Annotated in this window: 19 protein-coding genes; 8 read left to right on the top strand and 11 right to left on the bottom strand. The window is 44.3% G+C overall.

The window, feature by feature from the left end; translation table 11 throughout:
- The 7 genes from IPP74_11200 to alr form a co-directional block, all read right to left on the bottom strand.
- On the bottom strand, positions 1-480 hold the full coding sequence (locus IPP74_11200; protein ID MBL0319838.1) for a hypothetical protein: 480 nt from the start codon (positions 478-480) through the stop codon (positions 1-3).
- Positions 481-500: 20 nt separating this feature from the next.
- Positions 501-725, bottom strand: coding sequence for a F0F1 ATP synthase subunit C (locus IPP74_11195; GenBank protein ID MBL0319837.1), 225 nt, complete (start codon positions 723-725; stop codon positions 501-503).
- Between the two features lie 29 nt (positions 726-754).
- Complete coding sequence (locus IPP74_11190) at positions 755-1,501, bottom strand: F0F1 ATP synthase subunit A (GenBank protein MBL0319836.1); 747 nt, start codon at positions 1,499-1,501, stop codon at positions 755-757.
- A gap of 27 nt (positions 1,502-1,528) precedes the next feature.
- On the bottom strand, positions 1,529-1,867 hold the full coding sequence (locus tag IPP74_11185; GenBank protein ID MBL0319835.1) for an AtpZ/AtpI family protein: 339 nt from the start codon (positions 1,865-1,867) through the stop codon (positions 1,529-1,531).
- Between the two features lie 519 nt (positions 1,868-2,386).
- Positions 2,387-3,181 carry an ATP-binding cassette domain-containing protein gene (locus IPP74_11180; protein ID MBL0319834.1) on the bottom strand — a complete coding sequence of 265 codons (795 nt, stop codon included), beginning with the start codon at positions 3,179-3,181 and terminating at the stop codon, positions 2,387-2,389.
- A 7-nt stretch (positions 3,182-3,188) separates the two neighbouring features.
- Positions 3,189-3,965, bottom strand: a complete 777-nt coding sequence (locus IPP74_11175; protein MBL0319833.1) for an ABC transporter permease — start codon at positions 3,963-3,965, stop codon at positions 3,189-3,191.
- Positions 3,966-4,015: 50 nt separating this feature from the next.
- Complete coding sequence (gene alr, locus IPP74_11170; protein MBL0319832.1) at positions 4,016-5,158, bottom strand: alanine racemase; 1,143 nt, start codon at positions 5,156-5,158, stop codon at positions 4,016-4,018.
- Positions 5,159-5,335: 177 nt separating this feature from the next.
- Between alr and IPP74_11165 the strand changes: the two genes are divergently transcribed.
- The 3 genes from IPP74_11165 to gshA all read left to right on the top strand — a co-directional run bounded on the left by IPP74_11165 (position 5,336) and on the right by gshA (position 7,914).
- Positions 5,336-5,857 carry a TrbC/VIRB2 family protein gene (locus IPP74_11165; GenBank protein MBL0319831.1) on the top strand — a complete coding sequence of 174 codons (522 nt, stop codon included), beginning with the start codon at positions 5,336-5,338 and terminating at the stop codon, positions 5,855-5,857.
- Positions 5,858-5,923: 66 nt separating this feature from the next.
- Positions 5,924-6,697 carry a 16S rRNA (uracil(1498)-N(3))-methyltransferase gene (locus tag IPP74_11160; protein MBL0319830.1) on the top strand — a complete coding sequence of 258 codons (774 nt, stop codon included), beginning with the start codon at positions 5,924-5,926 and terminating at the stop codon, positions 6,695-6,697.
- Positions 6,698-6,711: 14 nt separating this feature from the next.
- Positions 6,712-7,914 (top strand): glutamate--cysteine ligase, encoded by a 1,203-nt coding sequence (gene gshA, locus IPP74_11155; protein ID MBL0319829.1) that lies wholly within the window; start codon positions 6,712-6,714, stop codon positions 7,912-7,914.
- 169 nt (positions 7,915-8,083) lie between these two features.
- Here gshA and IPP74_11150 read toward each other — a convergent pair whose 3' ends face one another.
- From IPP74_11150 to IPP74_11140, 3 genes are all read right to left on the bottom strand, one after another.
- On the bottom strand, positions 8,084-9,493 hold the full coding sequence (locus IPP74_11150) for a glutamate--tRNA ligase (protein MBL0319828.1): 1,410 nt from the start codon (positions 9,491-9,493) through the stop codon (positions 8,084-8,086).
- A 55-nt stretch (positions 9,494-9,548) separates the two neighbouring features.
- Positions 9,549-10,313 (bottom strand): trypsin-like peptidase domain-containing protein, encoded by a 765-nt coding sequence (locus IPP74_11145; GenBank protein MBL0319827.1) that lies wholly within the window; start codon positions 10,311-10,313, stop codon positions 9,549-9,551.
- A gap of 443 nt (positions 10,314-10,756) precedes the next feature.
- Positions 10,757-11,749, bottom strand: a complete 993-nt coding sequence (locus tag IPP74_11140) for a hypothetical protein (GenBank protein ID MBL0319826.1) — start codon at positions 11,747-11,749, stop codon at positions 10,757-10,759.
- Between the two features lie 226 nt (positions 11,750-11,975).
- On the opposite strand from IPP74_11140, the gene IPP74_11135 reads away from it, so the two are divergent.
- The 5 genes from IPP74_11135 to dapE all read left to right on the top strand — a co-directional run bounded on the left by IPP74_11135 (position 11,976) and on the right by dapE (position 20,218).
- Entirely contained in the window at positions 11,976-12,764 is a 789-nt protein-coding gene (locus tag IPP74_11135) for a DUF2793 domain-containing protein (protein MBL0319825.1), read from the top strand.
- A gap of 1 nt (position 12,765) precedes the next feature.
- Positions 12,766-13,911 carry a hypothetical protein gene (locus IPP74_11130; protein ID MBL0319824.1) on the top strand — a complete coding sequence of 382 codons (1,146 nt, stop codon included), beginning with the start codon at positions 12,766-12,768 and terminating at the stop codon, positions 13,909-13,911.
- A gap of 262 nt (positions 13,912-14,173) precedes the next feature.
- Positions 14,174-16,516 carry a hypothetical protein gene (locus tag IPP74_11125; protein ID MBL0319823.1) on the top strand — a complete coding sequence of 781 codons (2,343 nt, stop codon included), beginning with the start codon at positions 14,174-14,176 and terminating at the stop codon, positions 16,514-16,516.
- Between the two features lie 260 nt (positions 16,517-16,776).
- Positions 16,777-18,882: a flagellar filament capping protein FliD gene (gene fliD / locus IPP74_11120; GenBank protein MBL0319822.1), complete on the top strand. Its 2,106-nt coding sequence runs from the start codon at positions 16,777-16,779 to the stop codon at positions 18,880-18,882.
- Positions 18,883-19,072: 190 nt separating this feature from the next.
- Positions 19,073-20,218: a succinyl-diaminopimelate desuccinylase gene (gene dapE / locus IPP74_11115; protein MBL0319821.1), complete on the top strand. Its 1,146-nt coding sequence runs from the start codon at positions 19,073-19,075 to the stop codon at positions 20,216-20,218.
- On the opposite strand, the gene IPP74_11110 is transcribed toward dapE, so the two are convergent.
- A complete protein-coding gene (locus IPP74_11110; protein MBL0319820.1) occupies positions 20,202-22,445 on the bottom strand; it encodes a hypothetical protein in 2,244 nt (747 codons plus the stop codon). The two genes, dapE and IPP74_11110, sit on opposite strands and share 17 nt — an antisense overlap.
- Between the last annotated feature and the right edge of the window lie 70 nt (positions 22,446-22,515).

Raw genomic sequence — 22,515 nt, 5'->3', positions numbered from 1 at the left:
TTATTCAACCTCCTGCAAAAGTGCGCGCAGTGATTGCGAATTAGCGTCAAAACCTGCGATTGTTTTGACAACCGTTTGAGCGATGGAAAGCGATGCTTCTTTAGCAGAAGCCAGGGCTTTTTCGCGAGTGGCAGTCAGCGATTTTTCAGCTTGTGCCAATCTGGTTTCAATATCTTTTTCTACCGATGCTAACGTCTCGGCAGATTCTTTCTGGAACAGAAGTGCAGCTTCCTGCATGATTTTAGCGCCTTCGCTTCGAGAATCGCTCATGGTTGATTGATAATCAAACAACGCAGATTCTGCGAGGTCACGAAAGGCACGTGCTTCAGCTAGCCCAGCCTCAATGGTTGATTGACGGTGTTCAAGGATACCACGGATACGCGGTAACAAAAACACTGACAACACGACGAATAATAAACTAAACGTCAATGCTAACCAAAAGAGCTGTGATGCAAAAGAGGATGGGTCTAACTGAGGCATGTTTTAACCTATGTAGCTGATTAACGGAACAGGATCAGCAAAGCGATAACCAGAGCAAAAAGGCCCATAGCTTCTGAAAGGCCTGCGCCTACGTACACATATTTAGCAAGTTTAGGCTCTGCTCCAGGATTACGTGCAACACCATTAAGCATGGCTGCAAAAATATTTCCTACTCCGAGTGCGGCACCCAACATACCAAAAGCTGTAAGACCAATACCTACATATTTCAAAGCGTCGTTTTCCATGTTTTATCCTTTAGAAATGGTTGAACAAATTAGTGTAAGTGAATTGCATCATTAAGATAGACACAAGTCAATACGGTAAAAATATAAGCCTGTAAGACTGCCACAAAGATCTCAAACCCACTAAGGACCATCAGGAAAGCAAATGGTAGCCATCCACCTATGAGCCCAAGGGAGAGAACGAACCCTGCAATCACTTTCAGCATGGTGTGACCGGCTAACATATTAGCGGCCAAACGGACAGAAAGGCTCACAGGACGTGCTAAGTAAGCAAATAACTCAATGAAGAACATAAGTGGAGCCATCCACCATGGTGTTCCTGCAGGCAAAAATAAACTGAAGAAATGCAGGCCGTGACGGGCAAAACCAATAATAGTCACAGCCAGAAAAACAAGCATAGCTAACGCAAATGTAACGATAATATGGCTGGTAACGGTAAAGCTGTAATAAGGCATTAAACCAAGGAGGTTACAGAAAAGAACGAAGGTGAAGAGCGTAAATACGAACGGGAAATATTTTTTGCCCTGATCGCCTACGTTATCTTTTACGACGCCTGCCACAAATTGGTACATCATCTCGGAGACCGACTGCCAGCGTCCAGGTACGATTGCTTTTTTGGTGGTGGTTAAGAACAGAAGCGCGATAACGCACGATATTGCTAGTACCATGAACAATGAAGCGTTGGTAAAGCTCAAGCCAAGTCCACCTACTCCGTTAACCGGAATCGATACAAGAGGTTCAACCACAAACTGGGCTAATGGACTATGATGACCTGACATAAAAAACCTATCACTTTATAATTCTTCTTATAATTTTTCGCTTCCTTTTGGCGTGCGACTTTTTTTTGCACGCTTAGGGGCGTTTCTGGGGATCCCCTGCGACATACGGTAGATATTCCAAAAACCGCCGGCAAACCCCAAAAGGATACAGATAATAAGAAAAATGGGTTTTGTATTAAGCCATTTATCGGCCCAGAAGCCAATTAGAAAACCTACGACGACACCGGATACTAACTCAATAGCAACGCGGCCTGCGCTACCAGAAGAAGGTCCTTCATCTGGCGTTGGTTTTCTGGCTCTTTCAGCCTCGTCTATTTTTGAAGATAACTCATCAAGAGACGGAAGCGGATCAGAGTTTTTGGGCATAAATATAAAACCACGGGATTCTTAAAATCGCGCCAGCAATCTACTGTGATTAATGGATGATGTCAAGGTGTTTTGAAAGAGAGATTTTTGTTTTTTAGTAGTACTCTCGAACACCCCGCCTCCGAGAGCGCGGGTGACCCGTATAATTTTTGATTGATCGATCAAGCTTCACCTTTGTTTTTGACTGTGGAGTGTTGCCACACATTCCGTCATCTTCAGATCTTTTGGGAGTGTGAACCGTAGGCGAGCACGGAAAAGGTCTGGAGACCGAGGCCTCTTCTTAATACTTCCATCCTTACTAATACAGGCTTGAGTGTCGGTTTCATAGGTAGCAAATAATGGAATTGCGCTGGTCGCGTAATGAGTGTTGTGCTGGATCTCCACCCTTTTAAAGCAGTACTCGCCTACGGCTCATACTCCTTTTAAAGGGTGAAGATGACGGAGTTTGTGGGAAATTCTATACTAAAAAACAGGCAGAGCAGGACTACCCAACTCCTTTCTTGTCGAAGCAGGGTACTATCAATGATCTTGGAGTTTTACTTCTATCGGCCCAATGCTGGTGCCATGGATGAATTGTTCGACAAATGGGTTGCCGCTATCTTCAAGCGTGTCTACCGCACCAGTCCAGATTAATGTACCCTGATAGAGCATGGCGACATCGTCGGCAATGGCTTTGGCACTGTGCATATCGTGGGTGATGGTGATGGTGGTTGCGCCTAATTCCTCTGAGCACTTTACGATCAATTCATTAATGATGGCCGCCATAATCGGGTCAAGTCCCGTGGTTGGTTCATCAAATAAAATAATGTCTGGATTCATACAGATAGCCCGCGCTAATGCAACACGTTTTTGCATTCCTCCCGATAATTCAGATGGATAAAGACGTGAGACATCGGCTCCTAAACCAACCGAATTTAATTTGGAAACGGCGATTTCTTTGGCCTGCTCACGGTTTATTTTTTCCTGTTGGCGTAACGCAAATGTTATATTTTCCCAGACTGGCAAACTGTCAAACAACGCACCGCCTTGGAATAACATGCCAAATTTAAGCATAACACGGTCGCGCTGTGCGCCACTTATACGGGTGGTTTCTTCCCCATCAATGAAGATTGCCCCTTTATCAGGCAGCATAATACCGAGTAAACTTTTTAAAATAACGGATTTTCCTGAACCGGAGCCGCCGATAATAACCAAAGATTTGCCTTTTTCTAAGGTGAAATTCACACCCTGGAGAACTTTCTTACTCGCAAAGCCCTTATGTACATCGTTGAATTCAATTTTGGTATTGGAGGATGGGGAGGGTGTTTGTTTCATATGGTTATTATTCAGTTGCAAAGAAAATTTCAGTAACAATATAATTACAGAAGAGGATTAGAATGGAGGCGCTAACAACGGCATTGGTTGTTGCGTTACCAACCCCCTGGGCGCCGCCACGTGAACGGTATCCGTGATAGCATCCCATCAGCGAGACAATAAAGCCAAAAACACCGGCTTTTACCAGTCCTGAAACAACATCGCGGGTTTTTAAATAGAGGAAAGTGCTGTAAAGATATGGACCTGGGCTAAAACCAAGCTTATGGATGCTGACCAGATAACCACCAAAGACCCCAATAATGTCGCCCACTAAAACAAGACATGGCAACATGGCAAGCCCAGCCCATAAACGGGGAGCGACCAGGTATTTAAACGGGTTGGTAGCCAATGTGGTAAGTGCATCAATTTGCTCAGTAACACGCATGGTGCCAATTTCGGCAGCCATAGCCGCCCCAACGCGCCCGGCCACCATCAACCCAGCAAGAACCGGACCTAATTCGCGCGTGATAGAAATAATAACAACGGCAGCAATAGAACTTTCGGCATTAAAGCGCGAAAAACCAGTATAAGTCTGTAACGCGAGTACGGCTCCTGTAAAAATGGCAGTCATCCCCACCACAGGTAGCGAATAATAACCTATTTCTAACATTTGCCGTCCCAGCATACGTGCGTACAAAGGGGGGCGGAGCATAGAAAGGATTGCCTGACCGGTAAAGATAGCTAAATGTCCCACTGCGTTAAGGAAACCCAGGAAGACACTGCCAATAAGCTGTAAGATATTCATAATAAACAACAACATCCGTTAATACTAAACGCTGTAACGATAGGAATATCTTAGGCTTGCGTCAAGATATTTTGTTTTGCTGGAGCTGCATCTGAAACATATTCCCGTTTAAAACGGTTACCAAGGCAGGTAATCATTTCGTAAGCAATGGTTCCAGCAGCCTGGGCTGTTTCTTCTAATGGAATATCTCCTCCCATCAGCTGCACTTCTTTTCCGGGTTGGCAGAGTTCGTGGGGAATGTGTGAGACATCAATCATAATTGAATCCATAGTGACCACCCCAATAATGGGAGCTCGATGACCGCCGATACTAACGATGGACGGCCTGTTGCTCAGGGAACGAAGGTAGCCATCGGCATATCCTATAGGTACAATTGCAATACGAGCCCCGGGCTCAACCTGGTGGGTGCCGCTGTAGCTAACTGTTCCGGGCTCATTGACATAGCGATGTTGAATAATTTTCCCTTTGAGTGAAACTACTGGCTTCATGGGATTTTGTGCGTAAGGCGTAGGATTAATTCCATAGAGTGCCGCTCCAGGCCTTACTGAATGGAATAAATAATTCTTTCCAAGAAAAATACCTGAAGAGTTAGCCAGCGATCCTTTAATAAATGGAAAGAGTCTCCGTGCCTGCTGAAATTGCTCTAACTGGTGTTTGTTAAGTGTATGGTTTGGATTATCGGCACAGGCCAGATGGCTCATCAGATAAAGCCATTTTATGCCTTCGGCTTGACGGATCTTACTAAGGTTTGTTTTTAATTCTTCAAATGTCATCCCTAAACGGTTCATACCGGTATCGATATGTAGGAAGGCAGGAAGGACATTAGCGATATCCATACCATAGTTGTTCCAGGTATGGAACTGTTCCAGGCTATTGATCACTGGAATCATGTTATAGACTCTAAAGGCTTCCTTATTATGGTTGTTAGGACCGTGAAATACATGGATTGCGATATCGGGAAGGAGATGGCGAAGGGCAATACCTTCATCAGCAGTCGCCACAAAAAATTGTTTACAGCCAGCCTTGGCAAGGGCTAAAACAATTTTGTCGGCCCCGAGCCCATAAGCGTCAGCTTTGACAACCGGAACACAATCAATTCCTTGTATTACATTGCGAATTAAGTTATAGTTATCTATGAGGTTAGTCAGATTTATCGAAAGTTGTACTTCAGCGTAGGTGTTTTCTATGGTCATGGCCTTCCTCGTCGTTAAATTTAGCTGTGAATGGTCTTTGGATATTAAACCAGTAAAGAGGTAAAGAAACATTTAAATGTGCCAATCGCCAGATTTTCATAAAAACGTAACATATTTATAGTACAATCGACATATAGGTTTTCAGCTCTGAGACGGAAAATGAAAAAAATAATATCTATGTCATTTAAAAGCACGATTTTATCGCTTATGTTAGCGGTGTGTGGCTTTTTTTCATTGTCTTGCACAAGTATTTCATACGCCAGTGATACCAATGATGGCTTGATGGTTCAATGCGATAATCAAAGCCGTACCTGCGAGGAAACCTGCACCCGTGATAACAATACCAACGGCGGAAATAACAGCGCGTTAAGCACGTGTTTGAGTAATTGCCATAACCAACATAATGATTGTCTTAACAATGCAGAGTCATCCAGTTCCGGTGGGGATGCATTAAGCGATACATTATGCTGTATCATTGCGTTATTGTTGGGGGTAACTGGCCGGGTGATTGCGACTATCGCTATATTTTTTGGTGGAGTGGCTACCTTCCTGGGGAAAATGAATTGGGGGACTGCCCTGGTTATTTGCCTCAGCATTACCGGTATGTTTGGTGCTGTGGATGTGGTGAAGTGGTTTACCGGTTATCAGGCCTGTGAAGGATATACCTTTGATGGCAGGGCCTGTACTCAGCATGATTAAATACCGTAACACTGAAAATTCATAATTAAGGTTTTCTTTGGCGCGTCCTTCGTTTATTATGTTGCCATGAAAACGTCTCATAAAAACACACCTCTTTCTCGTATTTATACGCACAGCGCTTTGTCCCAGCAGGAGGTTCTCTTGTTGGGGGATGCTGATTTTCATTATCTCATCCATGTTATGCGTAAACAGCTTCATGATGAGGTTATCGTCTTTAATGGTAGGGATGGAGAATGGTTGGCGAGCATTGATTCTATCACTAAACGTTCGCTTGGCCTCTGTATAAAAAGGCAGTTACGGCCACAACAGGTTGAAGTTGAAACCGATATATGGCTGTTATTTGCTCCGCCGCGTGGCGGCAGGCTGGATACGATTATCGAGAAAACAACAGAGCTTGGAGTATCCAGGCTGGTACCGGTGCTGATGCGACGAAGCGTTGTTGATAAAATAAACCTCGATAAATGTCAGCTGCATGCTAAAGAAGCTGCCGAGCAATGCGAACGGCTTTCTATTCCTGAGATAGCCCCTATAATCGGTCTTGAAGATGTTCTTACTCACTGGGATCCACAGCGGCTTTTGTTGGTATGCGATGAAACTGGAGGGGGAGAAACAATTCATAGTGTCCTTCAATACCTTAAGCACAAACCATTGGCGTTCCTTATTGGTCCAGAGGGTGGGTTTTCTCCAGAAGAGCTGCAAACATTATCTATTCTGCCGTTTGTTAAACGTATTACCATGGGGCCGCGTATATTAAGGGTAGACACAGCCTGCATTGCCGCATTAGTATGTTGGCAAGCCTCTATTGGAGACTGGAATCTAAAACCCCATTTCAAAGCCTAATCTCAAAGGAATATATGACTATTAAAGCTATTTTGATTGAATTGGTTAAGTCGTCAGCATCTTCTATCCAGGATTGGTTTGAAGCGCAATATGCACAATCGGGTGGAGTACCCTATGTCTACCATTCGGTCGATATTCGTTATGCGGGTTATAAAATAGCACCGGTTGACACGAATTTATTTCCAGCAGGATTTAATAATCTATCCGAAGCTAGTCGTGAAAAGGCGGTACTCAGGGCTAAGTTATATTTGGAAAAATATTATCCGGGTGCTAGAAACATAGCGATCATTCCTGAGAATCATACCCGTAATTATTATTACCTTGAAAACCTAGCTGTTTTAAAAGAGATTTTTTTAACAGCAGGTTATAACACCAGGATTGGTCGTACCAGTGCCGATGCTCAGGCTGTGCAGGAAGTGCTTTCGGTGACGGGCAAAATGGTGCATATTGAACCTTTCCACACCAATGGACGTAACATTGAGACCCAGGATGGATTTCGTCCTGACATGATTATCCTCAATAATGATTGCACCAGCGGTGTTCCCACTATTATCGAAAATATCGATATTCCGGTAACTCCTCCTTCTGCCCTTGGGTGGCATGTACGCAAAAAATCATCCCATTTTAAAGCCTATAATGCGGTTGTTGGACAATTTGCCAAGGATTTTAATATTGATCCATGGCTTATCTCGACGATTTTCGAAGAATGTGACCATGTGAATTTTAAAGAAGAACTGGGGCTAGGTTGCGTCGCTAAACATGTGGACAGGATTGTGGCTAAAATTGCTGACAAATATGCTGATTACGGCATTAAGGAAACGCCTTATGTGTTTGTTAAAGCAGATCGTGGAACCTATGGCATGGGAGTGATGACGGCGATGTCGGGTTCTGAGGTGCTGGAAATCAACAAAAAAATCCGCAATAAAATGAGCATGATCAAAGGCAATACTGAGGTGCATGAAGTTATTATCCAAGAAGGGGTGCCTACCATTGAAACCGTAGACGGGCATCCTGCCGAATCATTGCTGTATCTTTTAGGTGGTAAAGGCGTCGGCTGTATTCACCGTGTCCACCAAGGCCGCGACCCTTACACCAACCTGAATGCCTCTGGTATGGTGTTTTCTGATAAAGCCGATAATAAAGAGAGTGATTTATGTCCGGTAGAAAAATTAGTGGCTGAGTTAGCCGCTTTGGCGACGATGGCGGAGCATTATTAAGGACGGCAGAACGGCAAAACGGCAGAGGATCTTTCGATGGAGCGTTATCGGTAAGCAGATCTCGCCGTAGGATGCCGTTGGTTCGGGCTCCTTAAAAGGGAGAGGGATGAGAACAACGCTCTACACTCCGCGATTTAAATGGTGCCCTATCCCAACCCGCTCATTTGTCTTAGATTTCAAATATAAATGCCGTCTGTAATCGCTTTAGACTTAATGCTTTTCCTAGGGCCGCCATCATTTCAAATACGCTGGGTGAGGTCGTGCGTCCAGCAAGAGCTACACGTAAGGGAGCTGCAGCCTGTCCCAGTTTGAGGCCTTTGCTTTCCGCATAACGCTGTACGCGGTCATGCAGGTTTGTTTCACTCCAGCCAGATTCATCGGTTAATAATTCTATCACATCCTTCAATATTGGTTTTCCATCCATCAATTGCTGCCTTGCTTTGTCGTCCATGATTGAAAGAATGGGTTCGGCTACGTAAACATCGGCCTGTTCGGCAATTTCAATGATGGTTTTTGCACGTTGCTTAAGTCCATTCATACCATGTAAGAGTATTTCAGATTGTTGTGGCAAAAGGGAAGTCAAATGTTTGCGCTCAATGAAAGGTCTGGCAAGCTCCAGTAAACGGGCATTATCAGCTTGCTTGATGTAATGGGCATTGAGGTTCTTTAATTTTTCGATATCAAAACGTGATGGCGATTTACCGATACCTTTGATATCAAACCACTCAATGGCTTTTTCGTTGGAAATAATTTCTTCATCGCCATAAGCCCAACCTAAACGTAGTAAGTAATTGCAAATGGCTTCGGGCAGTAATCCCATATCACGGTAGGCATCGACTCCCAGTGCTCCGTGACGTTTAGACAATTTAGCTCCATCGGCACCATGGATAAGCGGTATATGTGAGAAATGAGGAAGTTCCCAATGCATGGCGCGATAGATAACCATTTGCCTGAAGGTATTGGTTAAATGATCGTCACCCCTGATGATATGGCTGACACCCATGTCATGATCATCCACCACCACCGCCAGCATATAGGTAGGTGTACCATCAGAACGCAGCAGGATAAAATCATCCAGTGTATTATTGGGTACAACAACGCGGCCTTGTACGCCATCTTCCAGGATTGTTTCGCCCTCAAGTGGTGATTTGATACGTACCACTGGATTAACACCCACAGGGGCTTGATCCGTTGGGCGGTCACGCCAGATGCGTGGGTACTGAAAATGCTTCTTATTGGCCTGCGCTTCCTGCTTCATGCGATCTAATTCTTCAGGGGTGCAATAGCAGTAATACGCTCGGCCTTGCTGAACGAGCTCATGTGCTATTTCGGCATGGCGATCGCGGCGGGCAAACTGGAAAACGGGCTCCTGGTCGGGAATGATACCCAGCCAGTTTAAACCATCATGGATAGCGCGTACGGCATCTTCGGTTGAGCGTTCGCGGTCGGTATCTTCGATGCGCAATAGAAATTGCCCATTACAGTGTTTGGCGTACAGATAGCTAAAAAGTGCGGTGCGTGCAGAACCAATATGTAAATAACCGGTAGGTGAGGGCGCAAAACGGGTGACGATATTCATGGTAGAACTCTCATATTTTTACGATAAGATACCGTGAAAAACCCGGAGAATCAATTTATTCAGACATCACACAGTGAATATTAACGATATAATGTTTAGCTTCATTTTCAATGTTATGATAGACGATCGAATGGCCGGTGTTGTTGCGCTCATAATAAATATGATTGCGGTCGAGGAATGTCCGTAAGGTTGGCAGATTAATCGCAATCCCGGTTGTTTTAACGGGTTTGGCATCAGAATGTTGTTTTAGGTCAACATCCATTTCGTAATAATTGACTTTGCCAACAACGACACCGATAATATTACCGCTTTCATCAATCAAGGGGCCACCGCTATTGCCTTTTTCGACCATGTCAGAAAATTGGATACGGTTGTCATCGCGCAGGGGGCCTGAAAGATCAAGTACTTTGCCTCGGGCGGTGGTGTAGTCGCCAGTAAGGCCATGTTCTTTGGGGTAGCCAATGACTGACACCGGTTCGCCAATGCTGATCTCGCTGTTACTGCGTAGCGAAGCAATGGCTTCTGGTTGGGCATCGGTTTTAAGTAAGGCTAAGTCATTACGGGTATCTGAGGCAATCACCATGGCTGGTTTAAAACCGTCTTTACGACGCAAGGCAATGGTCTGGCATGATTCCACAACATGGTTATTGGTTATGACGTAATTGGGCTGGACGTAGAAGCCCGTACCACTGGAGATATGATAGGTCGTTACATTGGGATCGTTGTCACGTGAGGGAGTCGTTCCATCATCAGATGCAGAGGAAAGTGGTGCCGCGGCACACAAAACCGTAGCGATGAACAGTGCTTTTATGACATTCATGCCTATTTCCATTACTAGATGTACTATATATTACTATAGTATATATTGTATAATATTTAGCTAATATTTGCTGCGTGTGAACCGGATACAGATGCCTGTCGTAAAAAGGATGGAAAGATTAAGAAGAAGGCCTGGTTCTCCAGCCCTTCTTTCCGTGCTCGCCTACGGCTCACACTCCAAAAAGGTCTGAAGATGATGGAGTGGGTGGGAACAGCCAATATTCAAAAACAAGGGTGAAACTCGATCAATCAAAAATTATATTGGGTTCCCTCCAAACTCCATCATCTTCAACCTGTTAAAGGAGTATGAGCCGTAGGGGATTACTGCTCCAGAAGTCTTTGAATGGCGCTTACGAATTGTATAGTCACGCAATCGTTGTTGTATGGCTCTCATAGTCAATGCAGACGAATCACGTCGTTATTGCGCATGGCATAAAGGGGCGATCAAGGCTTATTCTCCTCATGAGAGAGTATCTTATTATACATTTCTGTCGTGATAGGATACGGCGCTTTATTACTGGTGCGTTTATCAGGGGTTTCCCGTTGTTCGAGGGGAACATTTTGACTGTCTGTGGTGAGTTCTCTTATCCGTTGATTACGCAGGTGCATTTGCTGTTCTTTATACGCTACAGACCCCTTCGCCAGCTCATGTTCTTTTCTTCGGCGATGCAGGGGGTTATTTAGGTTATCGACAAAATCTCTTATTTCTTGAGCTCTATCAAAGGCCCTTTTGGCAGAACGCGACAACGTTGATGTATCTTGCGAACCTGACTGCATAAATCGGCGCACTTCTTCTGCATCTGAAGCTGCGATCCCCTGCCAATAAATATTGGCAGGGAGCGGCTTACTAAAATCAACATCATCAAGACCTGTCGGTGGAATGCGATAATTATTGCTGTAACGGTAACGCACAAACCTTCTGGCTTCAGGGGATAAATCTTTGAAGACTACCTTTTTGTCGTTATTTATAAATTTGCGAACAAGTGCCTGGTCTGCATCTGGTAAGCTATGGATCGAAGCAGGGGTTGGTTTGGGGGTGCTGAGCAAACTGCGTTTGGCCTGCTGGGCATAGGGATTGGTATCGGCGATTCTGTTTTCGTAGACTTTGCGTTGTTCGGGCGTTAGCGATTTAAGGTAGCGGTTCCAATTATCGCGTGCAGCTTGTTTCTTGGCATCCATTTCTGGTGACCGTGCATCAATGGTCAAGACGCGGTGGGTTGGTGGGTTTTGAGGAGCAGGTCGTTGAGCTGGGACTTCAGAGGAAGGAAGCTGTCGTGGTACGGGAGCCTCTTCAGCTGGTGGGTTTTTGGCCCGTTCTTCAGCGCGTATAGACGTCAAGGTCTTGCCGCGCATCATATCTTCATAGCCTGCATAAGCAGAGGAAACCGACACGCATGCCGATATTAAAACACACCAAGAGACAAGACGTTGTTTCATAAATTTGAACCACTTATATACCCCATCATATCACAAAAAATAAACAAAAGGTGAAGCATGAAAAGTGAATTTGAAAAAAAAATTCATTTCCGTCTTTTTTTGTTATAAAAATTCTTTTTTATCTTTTATGGATCAATGGGTTGTTGAGTTGTGAATGTTTGTTTTTCTGAGACTTGCCTTTAGCAAATGTCGTAGCCTAGAATTTTTTTAGGCTAGGGAGACGATTATGGAGACCACACCACACGTACAATTGCCGTTGCTTTATACACAGCAGGCGCAGAAAGAATTAACCGTGAATGAGGCATTGAGCCGTATTGATGTGTTACTCAATACAGGTGCAAGAAGCCAGCATATCCAAAATCCTCCGGTGGAACCCATGATCGGAGATGTTTATATTGTGGCAAAGACGGCTGCTGGTTTGTGGAGCAACCAGGATGGGAAGATTGCTTATTTTAATCAGCTCTGGCGATTTATCATTCCTCGCGAAGGCATGACCATGTGGGTTATGGACCAGGATAAATTGATTACGTTTGACGGCAATGAGTGGATTGACACACTGCAAGTGGAGGCGTCACCCCCTCCTGGACCTACGACCCTATCAGGATTGACAGATTGTGCTGTTGTCTTGCCACAATCAAACCAGTTGCTCTCCTATAACGGGTCTAAATGGAGCAATATTGCCATAGCATCAATCCGGCCAATGCTGGGACAAATGGTGGAGGTCTTGGCAGGCACTATTGATGTTCCTGTGATCCAAGGATATCCGTTATTACTGAGTGTGCCTATTCCAATTCAATTGACCCAGATAGCGGTGCAAACCAAAGCGGGAACAGCCAGCTGCTTAATTAAAGTGAATGGTGTTGATATTGGTTTAACTATCGGTTCTACATCAAGTTTATCAACCTATACGCTTGCTGTTAATTTACAGGTGGGAGACCGGTTAGCGCTGGGAGTCAGTGCGACAACAAACTGTGAAGGCTTGAGTTTTCAGATCACTAGCGTAAGGGGAATATAGTATGTTGTATCGATATATTAACTTTAATAAAAAACCTATTGTTTTATCTGTTGATTGGCATGGTTACGATGGTCATTTAGATTCGGTAGCGATGACGTATGCTAATAATCCTCAATTTCAGGTAATCGTTCCATTTTCTGCATCTGGGATATTGCTTGGATATCGTCGTGGTGCCAATAATGATGTCGTACTCAGGGTGGTTACGGTGGATGCTTCTGGAGTGAATGTTTTAGGTGCAGAAATTATTATTTATAACGGAACTATAACGGCAATGGATATAGCAGTTGATCCGGCATCAGGCAATGGTGTTATCCTTTTGCGCACAGCGCCGTCGCATTATCCTAAATCAATTGTGTTTAAAATCAGTAACTCGAATACGCTTACTATTGGATTAAGTGTACAGCTCTTTGCCGGGGCTATCCATTATCCATCTGTGGTGATGCTTGATTCGTTAACCGTTTTATTTGCCTTTCAATCAACGAAAGATAATGCAGGTCAAATGATGAGGGGAATGTTGGATATGAGTCATTTAACCATAAGCTGGGATCCAAAGACGACTTTTGAAGCGTTGTCTATGCCTTTGTATTGCCAGCTGACTAAGCTGAATTCACAGCAGGTTATTCTCTGTTACCGTTCCGGTTTATCCGGCACGTATTTGAAGGCGCAATTGATTCACATCAATGGTGCAACCATCACTTTAGGAAATGTGGTGACGGTCGTAAATAGTGCGGTAGGCATGCTAAAATCATGTTTAATGGCACCTGGTCAATTAGTGGTGGCCTACCGGCATAATGCTCATGTTACGGGTGAAGTGGTGCTACTAACGATCACTAATAACATGATTAACATAGGCGGAAGCGCAATATTTTATACGGAGTCTGTCGCGGCATTGGGTGAAGTAGTACTTACATGTCCGCAAGCGTCATCTGTCCTGATTCACTACACGGTACTTAATCTTGCATGGCGTAGTGCATTGATCGATGTATCGACATCCGTACCGCGTTTGGTTGGAACTGTGGATCATTTAACGCAGCCCGTCAATATCGACTCTATGGCGGCACTATCTGTCAATGCAAGGCAAGTGATGGTGACTGTACGTAATCATGGATTAGGGGATACAGGGCAGTATATAAAATTGAATGTATGACGTATACGATTCATTTTCATGTGTGCTTGCTGAGTCGAAGCTCTTTGCTAAAGTGAGGCCTTCAGAGGTGCGGTTAAACGTCTATTGGCGGCATTTTATACATTTAATAACCGATTTTGTTAAACGAATTTTAAAGGTCGCCCGCTATTCTTAGCTGTAACCTGAGTGGTCGGCGTTGCTGGCTTCGGGGATTATGTGCAAGGTGCGCATAATCAATAGCGGGCAAGTAGCCCATTAATTTTAATCCAAGTAGGAGTTTTCTATGTCAACAGGTTCAATTAATACCAATATTTCGGCCATGTACGGCCACGCAAATCTCGGTAAAGCTTCTGAGAGCGCCCAACTTTCGGTTGCTCGTTTATCAAGCGGTAGCCGCATTATCCGTGCATCGGACGATGCTGCTGGTCTTGCTGTAGGTACTGGTTTGAAAACAGACGTTTCAACCTTACGTACTGCTTTAACCAACGCTTCTCAGGCTAACAGCCTTCTTTCGGTAGCTGATGGTGCGCTGTCGAGCGTCGGTGATATTTTGCAACGTCAAAAAGCGCTGGCATCGCAAGCGAACTCAGGTTCGATTTCTAATTCTCAACGTGCATTCCTTGACCAAGAGTTCCAAAATCTCTCAAAAGAGGTTGACCGTATTGCTGCAAGCACCAACTTCAACGGCATTAAATTGATTGACGGTGGATTAAGTGACGTAACGAAACTTGAAGCCAATGCCTCAGGAACAAAAGCGTCTGGTACGATCACCATCTCTACCAATCCATCAAACAACGATACAGCGGTGATCAACGGTACGACTTTCACGTTCACAACAGCAGCTTCTGTAAGCCCAACTACGGTTCAAATCGGTGGTTCTGCTGGTTCAACACTTGATAACTTGCTGGGTAAATTGCAAAGCAACACCAGCTCTGCGGTGAGTGCTGCTACCTATGCTAAAGTAGGTTCGGGTAATACTGCTCAGATCGTCGTGACCTATAATGAAGCTGGACGTGGTGGTAACTCATTCTCCATGGCAAACGGTACCGGTACCGGCCTTACGTTCTCTGCTGCTGCCTTACAAGGTGGTTCAGATAATTCATTGGTCGAAGGTGGCGTGACTTCAAGCGGAACTATTTCTGACAGTATCTTAAGCAGCTTGTCTGGTACAAAGGCTTCTGCTGCTATTACCTTTGCTGGTACACCTGCAAACGGTGACTCTCTGAAAGTAAACGGTGAAACGATTACGTTTAAAACAACCTTAACGGGTGCGGCTAACGAAGTATTGGTTGGTGCTACCCAAGCTGAGTCTTTAGACAATTTAGTTTCTGTGTTGAACAACTCAAACAAAGAAGCCATTGCTAAAGCAACCTATTCGCATGTGGCTGGTTCTGCAGTTTTGGATGTAAGCTATAAAGGTGAGACAACCGATGGTAACTCATTTGTGATTGAAGATGGTACCAACACTCCAATCGGTACGGCCGTGACGACTCTCGCGGGTGGTGCTGTAGGTGGTGTTGATACGCATTTGATCAAAAATAATGCATCGTTCACGGGTAAAATTTCTGGATTTAGTGCTCAATATTCTGGTCTTCCTGATCAAGCTAATGTGAGCATTAAAGTGGGTGATTATACCTATAAAGCTTCTATTACCGATACAACCGCAACAGCAAATACGTTTGTGACGTTCACAGCGGATAATGCTGCTGGGGGATCTTTCAGCATTGAGCTGGCAGCTAACCAAGGTCAATCGGTCAATAACCAATCGGAAGCGAATGTACTTGCTGATCGTTTAAATAAAGCGTTGGATAAAGTTCAATTTTCTCAAAATCGTACCATCAGCAGCTATAGCGGCACTGGTAATATTTTGGATGGAAACGTCAAAACTGGTACATTGAATGGTTCATATCTTGAATTAAACAAAAGCAATTTTGATAGTTTGCAAGTCGACAGTGTGAAGGTTACTGCTCCTAAAACAGGAAGCTCTGACTTCAACCTGCAAATCAAAGTGAATGGCCAAACGTATGAAACCTCTAGTGGCATAGGTACTTCGATTGTTCGTGGAAGCCGCTTAACATTGACTAATACCGATGATCCAACAAGCACATTGACCTTCGTTGCTGGTGGTATTACGGGTGATACTACAGATGATATCAGTGTGTCTACCGATTCCAAAGCAGCAGCATTTGAGAATGCTTTAGGTTCTGCTTTTGGTATTGGTAAAGGTGGTGGCGGTATCAACTTCCAGGTGGGTGTTGCTTCGAGTGACGTCATTCAAGTATCGCTGTCTAGTGCTAAAACTGATTCACTGTATGGCGGAAAATCGTTAAATGTCCTTACGGTTGATTCTTCTGTAGAAGCTGGTAAAGCGCTCGATGATGCTATTAGCAAAGTAACTTCATTACGCGCAGGTATTGGTGCATTGCAATCTCGTTTTGATTTTGCTTCGGCTAACTTGGAAACCAGTATTCAAAATACAGATGCGGCTCGCGCTGACTTCTTGGATGCTAACGTTGCTGAAGAATCTACTAAGTTTGCTCAAGCACAAGTACGTATCCAAGCATCTATTTCTGTTACTGCACAAGCGAACCAATTACCTCAATCACTCCTCAAATTGATTGGTTAATTGAAACATTCTTATGTGCCATCTTTCCTTCATTGGAAGGGTGGCACATATTCTACAGGCCCTTGGGGGGTCTAGGCGTATCGAACAAAGTGTGGATGTGTTGATAACCTGGATCTCCCAAGGGTTTGTTTTATGCTGGAGCTTAACTAAAAATTTACGTGTTCCTATTAAGGTAAACAACGTTGATGTTTGTCTACTCTCCTTGTCGAGGCGGGGTGGATTCACCTCGTGTTGGCATAGAATAATTATAAGGTAGCGTTATGGTTGGGATTAATTTAGGTAGTTTCACAAAAATTGGTGACAAAACGGTATCCAATGGGATTTTGTCGGGGCTTGATACGCAATCATTGATTAATGGATTGGTGAAGGCCAGGCAGGTACCTGTGACGAACTTAACCGATAAAGTGACGCTTACCGATGATAAATTAACAGCCTACAGCGAATTACAGAACTTACTCAAGAATCTCAGCAATGCGTCTAAAGCGTTGCAGAATCCTCCTGGATTTGGCAATGATCAGGAAAATGCGTTCAATTACCGCGATGTCTTTTTAACCTCGAATGATGGATCCACGGCAAACAGCTTTGTGGGTGTTTCGGCCGAACCAGGTGCACAGGCGGGAAAATACAGTTTGCAAGTTGGCCAATTGGCGCAAGCGCAATCCGATCGCAGTCTTACGTTTGCCAAACAGGATCAAAATTTAGGATTAGGTGACGGTAGTTTTGATATTATCGTAGCTGGCAAACATACGACGATCGCGCTTCAGCAAGGTGATACGTTGATTGATGTGGCATCACGCATTAACCAAAACAAAAATGAAACCGGGGTAGCTGCCACCATCGTTAAAGTGAGCGATAACGATTTTCGCCTGGTATTGGATAGTAAGAATACCGGCGCCGACAATGCTTTCAGTTATGATTTTACGGCAACGCCCTCATTAGAGTCTGCCTTTACATTTACGACTAATAAAACGGCGAAAGATGCGATTATCGATTTAAATGGCCTGACCATTCATCGTTCATCTAATAACATTAATGATGTGATTAAAGGGGTAACGTTTTCGCTGTATCAAACCACCAGTAATTTTCAGCAGGTCAATGCATCGGTACTTAATGTAGAAGTCGATAACGGCGTTACGACCGCGCATGACAGCATTACCACGTTTGTGAATGCCTATAATGATTTTCGTTTTTTCGTAGGTCGCCAACAGGAAAGAGACAAAGACGGCAATTTTGTTAAAACAGCAGTGCTGCATCAGGATTCAACGCTGCAATCAATCGCTAATCAGGTTACCAGTGGTGTAAATGGCCTTATTAAAGGGCTTTCCAGCGGTAAAGCAAACTCATTAGCCGATATTGGTATTACCTTTACCGACTTTGCTGGCGATGATACCAATCCACCCGTTGCCAATATCTTATTGGTTGATGACACCAAGCTGACGAACCTGCTTACCAGTAATTTTGATGATGTCAAAAACCTTTTTGAATTTAATCTCACGACATCGTCTAATAAATTAAGCGTCTATCAACGCGGTAATAATTTACCGATTACAGGGTTTAGTGTTGATATCGACCAAACACGTGCCAGCGGTGATAAGGCCAGGGTAACCTACACGGATGATACGGGTAGTCATACGGTGAATATGGATTATGTTGCAACTAAAGATAAATCAATCAGTAAGGATATTACCACCACATCTATCTTAGGGGCCGCAACGGTGACGGATACCTTTGCTGCTACGGATGGCGACCGGTTTAAGATTACGGTGACCGACGAAAATGGCACAGCAACCGAGTATACCTTAACCTATGACAGCTCAAATACTGGGCTGAGCCGTTTTAAGAATCTTACAGATTTAACAGCAGCGATTAATAATACAGTTACGGGTGTGAGTGCAAGCATTAGCGGTGGCCAGTTGGTGATTACTCCAGATGATGGTGGAAAAACCATTTCTTTTAGTAATGGTGATACGACTGATTTCAGGGGGGCGCTTGGTTTAAATGACACCTCGGTCATTGGTGGTTCGCTTAAAGGACAATCCGGTACTATTTTTGATGGTTATACGTTTATTTATACGGGGGATGGATCGGACTCGATTGATGCGACCCTAAGTCAGGGAGTCGCGGATCGTTTGTTTAATAATTTAAATCCTATATTAAGCAGTACCGGTACGTTACAAAATACTGTTGATAGTTTGACGGAGAGAAAATCGAACACGCAGGAGGATATAACTCGTCTCAATTCGCAAATAGACCGTTACCGCAATGCGTTACTCAATCAATATTCGCGCTTAGAACAGGCCGTTGCTTCTGCCAATTCTATTTTGCAGTTGCTGGATTCGCAACAACAAGCGCAGTCATCTGATTAACCTGAGTTTGGGATAGGGACGGTGGTGATACTGCTTAAAAAGGGTGAAGATGACGCCCTACACTCCGTCATCTTCAGCGCAAAACTATTTAGCGACAAGCAAAATTCCACAATGCTGTGATTCAGGCACCGATGAGAAGGAATTGCGTTCGTCGTGCAATTCCTTATAATGGATCCAAAAAGGATTTATGATGACGATACACCCCCTAGACCCGATTGAGATTGCCAAAGCATTGATTGCCTGCCCGAGTGTAACACCTATAGAAGGTGGTGCGTTGGACTATCTGGAATCTGTACTTACGCCACTGGGCTTTACCTGTCATCGGTTGCCATTTCAGGATCAAGGCACGGAGCGTGTTGATAATCTCTATGCCCGACTTGGTCATGATGGTTATAATCTGTGCTTTGCAGGGCATACCGATGTTGTCCCTGCCGGTAATGAAACGGAATGGACAACGCTACCCTTTTCGCCCAGCATTCGCGATGGCAAGCTCTATGGCAGGGGAGTGGTCGATATGAAAGGAGCCATTGCTGCCTGGGTTGCTGCGGTTTCGCAATGTTTGGCATCAGGGCAAAAACCTAAAGGGTCTTTAAGCCTGTTAATTACCGGCGATGAAGAAGGGGTGGCTATTAATGGTACCCAAAAAGTACTGCAATGGTTACGTGATAAAGGTGAAACCATTGATGCTTGTATCGTGGGGGAACCCACCAACCCCAAGCATTTGGGTGAGATGATTAAAATTGGTCGCCGCGGCAGTGTGACGTTCCATTTGCAAGTGGATGGCACCCAGGGCCATGCAGCTTATCCGGCATTAGCCGATAATCCAGTGAAGAGGCTGATCGAAATTGTCCATAATCTGCAAAACACAGTACTGGATGAAGGAACCCCGTATTTTCAGCCTTCTAACCTTGAAGTGACAAGCATTGATGTAGGCAACAAAGCCGATAACGTCATCCCGGCTCATGCACGCGCACATTTCAATATTCGTTTTAACGACCGCCATCAATCCAAATCATTGATTGAGTGGGTGAGGCGGGTCTGTCATCAATATGCACCCAAGCACGAATTGACGGTGTTTGTAACGGGTGAGTCGTTTTTAACAGAGCCGGGTGAATTAGCGTATCAGGTCGTTGATGCTGTGAAAGAAGTAACGGGCAAAACACCAGAGCTAAGTACCAGCGGTGGCACCAGTGATGCGCGATTTATCAAGGACATGTGCCCGGTGGTGGAGTGTGGATTGATTAATGCGACGGCGCATAAGGTGGATGAGCATTGCGAGGTGGAGGCGATTAGGGCGTTAACACAGATTTATATAAAGATTATGATCTGCTTATAGCCGTTCGTTTACCCGTTTGTACTCCAACAGCTGCAGCAACTTTTTTCTCATTACTTACATCTAATGGTTTGGCATCAGGTACTTCATATGTGATATCGTCATCCAACATTCCGTAATGTCTCTGTAGGAGAAGAACATAATTATCTGAATTCTCAGGTGCTAAATATCGAGGAAAATCTCTTACCAACGTTTCAAACAGCGTTAGTTGCGAGGCATTCTTTCCTCCATCCATAAGGCACAAAGCATTTAGAAATTCATATCGATTCATGGGGTCGTCTAAGTCTGAATAAAAGATTTCTTCAAACGTTTTTAGTTTATAGTTGTCCGGTGAATTTGGTTTTTTTGTAGGTATAGTACTCATATCTTGTTGTCTTGCCACTGCTATTTTGTGGATAGTATTCCACTGTTCTCTAGCAATGTTAAATGGACTATCGGAGCGTGGACCTTGGATAATATCCAAATTGGTCATATCATCTTTTGAGCTAAACATAGCGACTGAAGTAGCACTATGGCTCATTGCCATGCTCGCAACTTTATTCCTTTTCGCTTTTGATTTGTCATAAGTTTCATTTTCAGGATAATTCATCTTACTATTGGCAAGCATATCAAGCCTAAAGGCTTTCAATATGGTGCCCATCCTGTCACCAGAAATTTTTGCTATTTTTTTCTCCTGAGCTTCCCTCTCCAGTCTCTCTCTTGCGGGCTCTTTCTTAGCTATTATTCTGAAATACGACTCTCGTTCTTGGTATCCTTCCTGAGCTTTCCTTTCCAGAGCTTCCCTCTCGAATATCACTCGTTCCTGAGCTTTCCTTTCCAGAACTTCCCTCTCGCGTCTCTCCCTTTTTCGGTATTCCTGAGCTTTCCTTTCCAGAGCTTCCCTCTCCAGTCTCTCTCTTGCGGGCTCTTTCTTAGCTATTATTCTGAAATACGACTCTCGTTCTTGGTATCCTTCCTGAGCTTTCCTTTCCAGAGCTTCCCTCTCGAATATCACTCGTTCCTGAGCTTTCCTTTCCAGAACTTCCCTCTCGCGTCTCTCCCTTTTTCGGTATTCCTGAGCTTTCCTTTCCAGAGCTTCCCTCTCGTGTCTTTCTCTTTCTTGGTGTTCCAGAGCTTCCCTTTCCAGAGTTTCCCTCGTAGATATGATACTAGGTCCAGGTCCAGGTCTAGGGTTAGGCCTAGGGCTACTATCTGAATCGGAAGAACTACTATATATCCAAGTTTCACGAGGAATTCTTATAGGAGGATTACTTAATATAGGAGTTCTACCTATTTTAGTACTCGTCGCCGGAGGGTAATGAGGGATATTGTATTGCTGGGGTTGAGTGGGAGTCGGGGCGGCTTTTATTAGCGTGTTGAACCTCGATTCCTTTTTCTTCGGTTGGGTTTGTTCTTTTTTCTTCTCAGGTAATGGGTCGAAGCCGATATTGATTCTCTCCCGTTCTGGCTTTTCTCCGCCTCTGGTTGCCCAAGCAGACGCCGTATTGACGAGGTTTGCTCCGCCTGTAATTGCTGTAATAACTCCTCCAAAGGTGGTTTCTTTTAGGTGGGTCTTGTCTCCATTCGATTTTTGACTTATTTCCTTCAGCCCTTTGTCAAGGGGTCTGTTAGGGTATTCAGGTCTGTGCGTAGCAACACCACCTTTCCATGAGTGATAAAGACTGCCGCCAAACTTAATATCTTTCTTTTTTCTATCGGTTTGTTTCTTTTTCGGTTTTTCAGAGATTTCTATGCTTTTAAGTGCCCTATCGGTATTATGTTCCGGTATCTTGAGAGTGTTTGTTCTAGCCGTTTTAACGTTTGTTCTTTTCGGATGGACCCGAGTTTTATTTCCATCGGCCTCATCACGATTTGCAGCGTGAGAAATGGGAACGGGCGCATTAGTAACATAAACAAGGTCAGGAATAAAAGGTGCTGGTTTATAACGTGTATGGGGGCTATATCGGTTTGACTGAGGTACACGGGTGGTGCGGGGATTAGACGAGGAATAGCGTGACCTACGGGGATATGAAGAATTGCGGTCTTCCTCTGAGTCGCTCCCTGAGTCTAAATTATTACGGTCTTCCTCTGAGTCGCTCCCTGAGCCTTCATTATAGACGGGGCGCTTGTTTAAAAGGACCGGGACTTTTTCTAAATATTCGAGGCATTGTTTATAATCATTAATTTTTTCTTCATCCGAGCTATCGCTTGATTCCATCTTGCCCTGATAATAGTATCTCTTTCTACTCACACTTATCCCTTGCTTTAATCTAGTGGATTACCGTTAATTCAAGAGATATACCATAATTCTCCTTATAATT

The organism is Alphaproteobacteria bacterium, assembly GCA_016722515.1.
Lineage (GTDB): Bacteria > Pseudomonadota > Alphaproteobacteria > Rickettsiales > JADKJE01 > JADKJE01.
Note: the sequence above shows the minus strand (reverse complement) of the source record. Positions and strands in the feature narration are given on the sequence as shown.

Bases quoted from the DNA above. Each gene is read 5' to 3' on its own strand.
- IPP74_11145 (MBL0319827.1), bottom strand. From the start codon at position 10,313: ATGAATGTCATAAAAGCACTGTTCATCGCTACGGTTTTGTGTGCCGCG.
- IPP74_11190 (MBL0319836.1), bottom strand. From the start codon at position 1,501: ATGTCAGGTCATCATAGTCCATTAGCCCAGTTTGTGGTTGAACCTCTT.
- fliD (MBL0319822.1), top strand. From the start codon at position 16,777: ATGGTTGGGATTAATTTAGGTAGTTTCACAAAAATTGGTGACAAAACG.
- IPP74_11175 (MBL0319833.1), bottom strand. From the start codon at position 3,965: ATGAATATCTTACAGCTTATTGGCAGTGTCTTCCTGGGTTTCCTTAAC.
- IPP74_11135 (MBL0319825.1), top strand. From the start codon at position 11,976: ATGGAGACCACACCACACGTACAATTGCCGTTGCTTTATACACAGCAG.
- IPP74_11130 (MBL0319824.1), top strand. From the start codon at position 12,766: ATGTTGTATCGATATATTAACTTTAATAAAAAACCTATTGTTTTATCT.
- IPP74_11200 (MBL0319838.1), bottom strand. From the start codon at position 480: ATGCCTCAGTTAGACCCATCCTCTTTTGCATCACAGCTCTTTTGGTTA.
- alr (MBL0319832.1), bottom strand. From the start codon at position 5,158: ATGACCATAGAAAACACCTACGCTGAAGTACAACTTTCGATAAATCTG.
- dapE (MBL0319821.1), top strand. From the start codon at position 19,073: ATGACGATACACCCCCTAGACCCGATTGAGATTGCCAAAGCATTGATT.
- IPP74_11125 (MBL0319823.1), top strand. From the start codon at position 14,174: ATGTCAACAGGTTCAATTAATACCAATATTTCGGCCATGTACGGCCAC.
- IPP74_11165 (MBL0319831.1), top strand. From the start codon at position 5,336: ATGTCATTTAAAAGCACGATTTTATCGCTTATGTTAGCGGTGTGTGGC.
- IPP74_11160 (MBL0319830.1), top strand. From the start codon at position 5,924: ATGAAAACGTCTCATAAAAACACACCTCTTTCTCGTATTTATACGCAC.
- IPP74_11180 (MBL0319834.1), bottom strand. From the start codon at position 3,181: ATGAAACAAACACCCTCCCCATCCTCCAATACCAAAATTGAATTCAAC.
- IPP74_11195 (MBL0319837.1), bottom strand. From the start codon at position 725: ATGGAAAACGACGCTTTGAAATATGTAGGTATTGGTCTTACAGCTTTT.
- IPP74_11140 (MBL0319826.1), bottom strand. From the start codon at position 11,749: ATGAAACAACGTCTTGTCTCTTGGTGTGTTTTAATATCGGCATGCGTG.
- IPP74_11150 (MBL0319828.1), bottom strand. From the start codon at position 9,493: ATGAATATCGTCACCCGTTTTGCGCCCTCACCTACCGGTTATTTACAT.
- gshA (MBL0319829.1), top strand. From the start codon at position 6,712: ATGACTATTAAAGCTATTTTGATTGAATTGGTTAAGTCGTCAGCATCT.
- IPP74_11185 (MBL0319835.1), bottom strand. From the start codon at position 1,867: ATGCCCAAAAACTCTGATCCGCTTCCGTCTCTTGATGAGTTATCTTCA.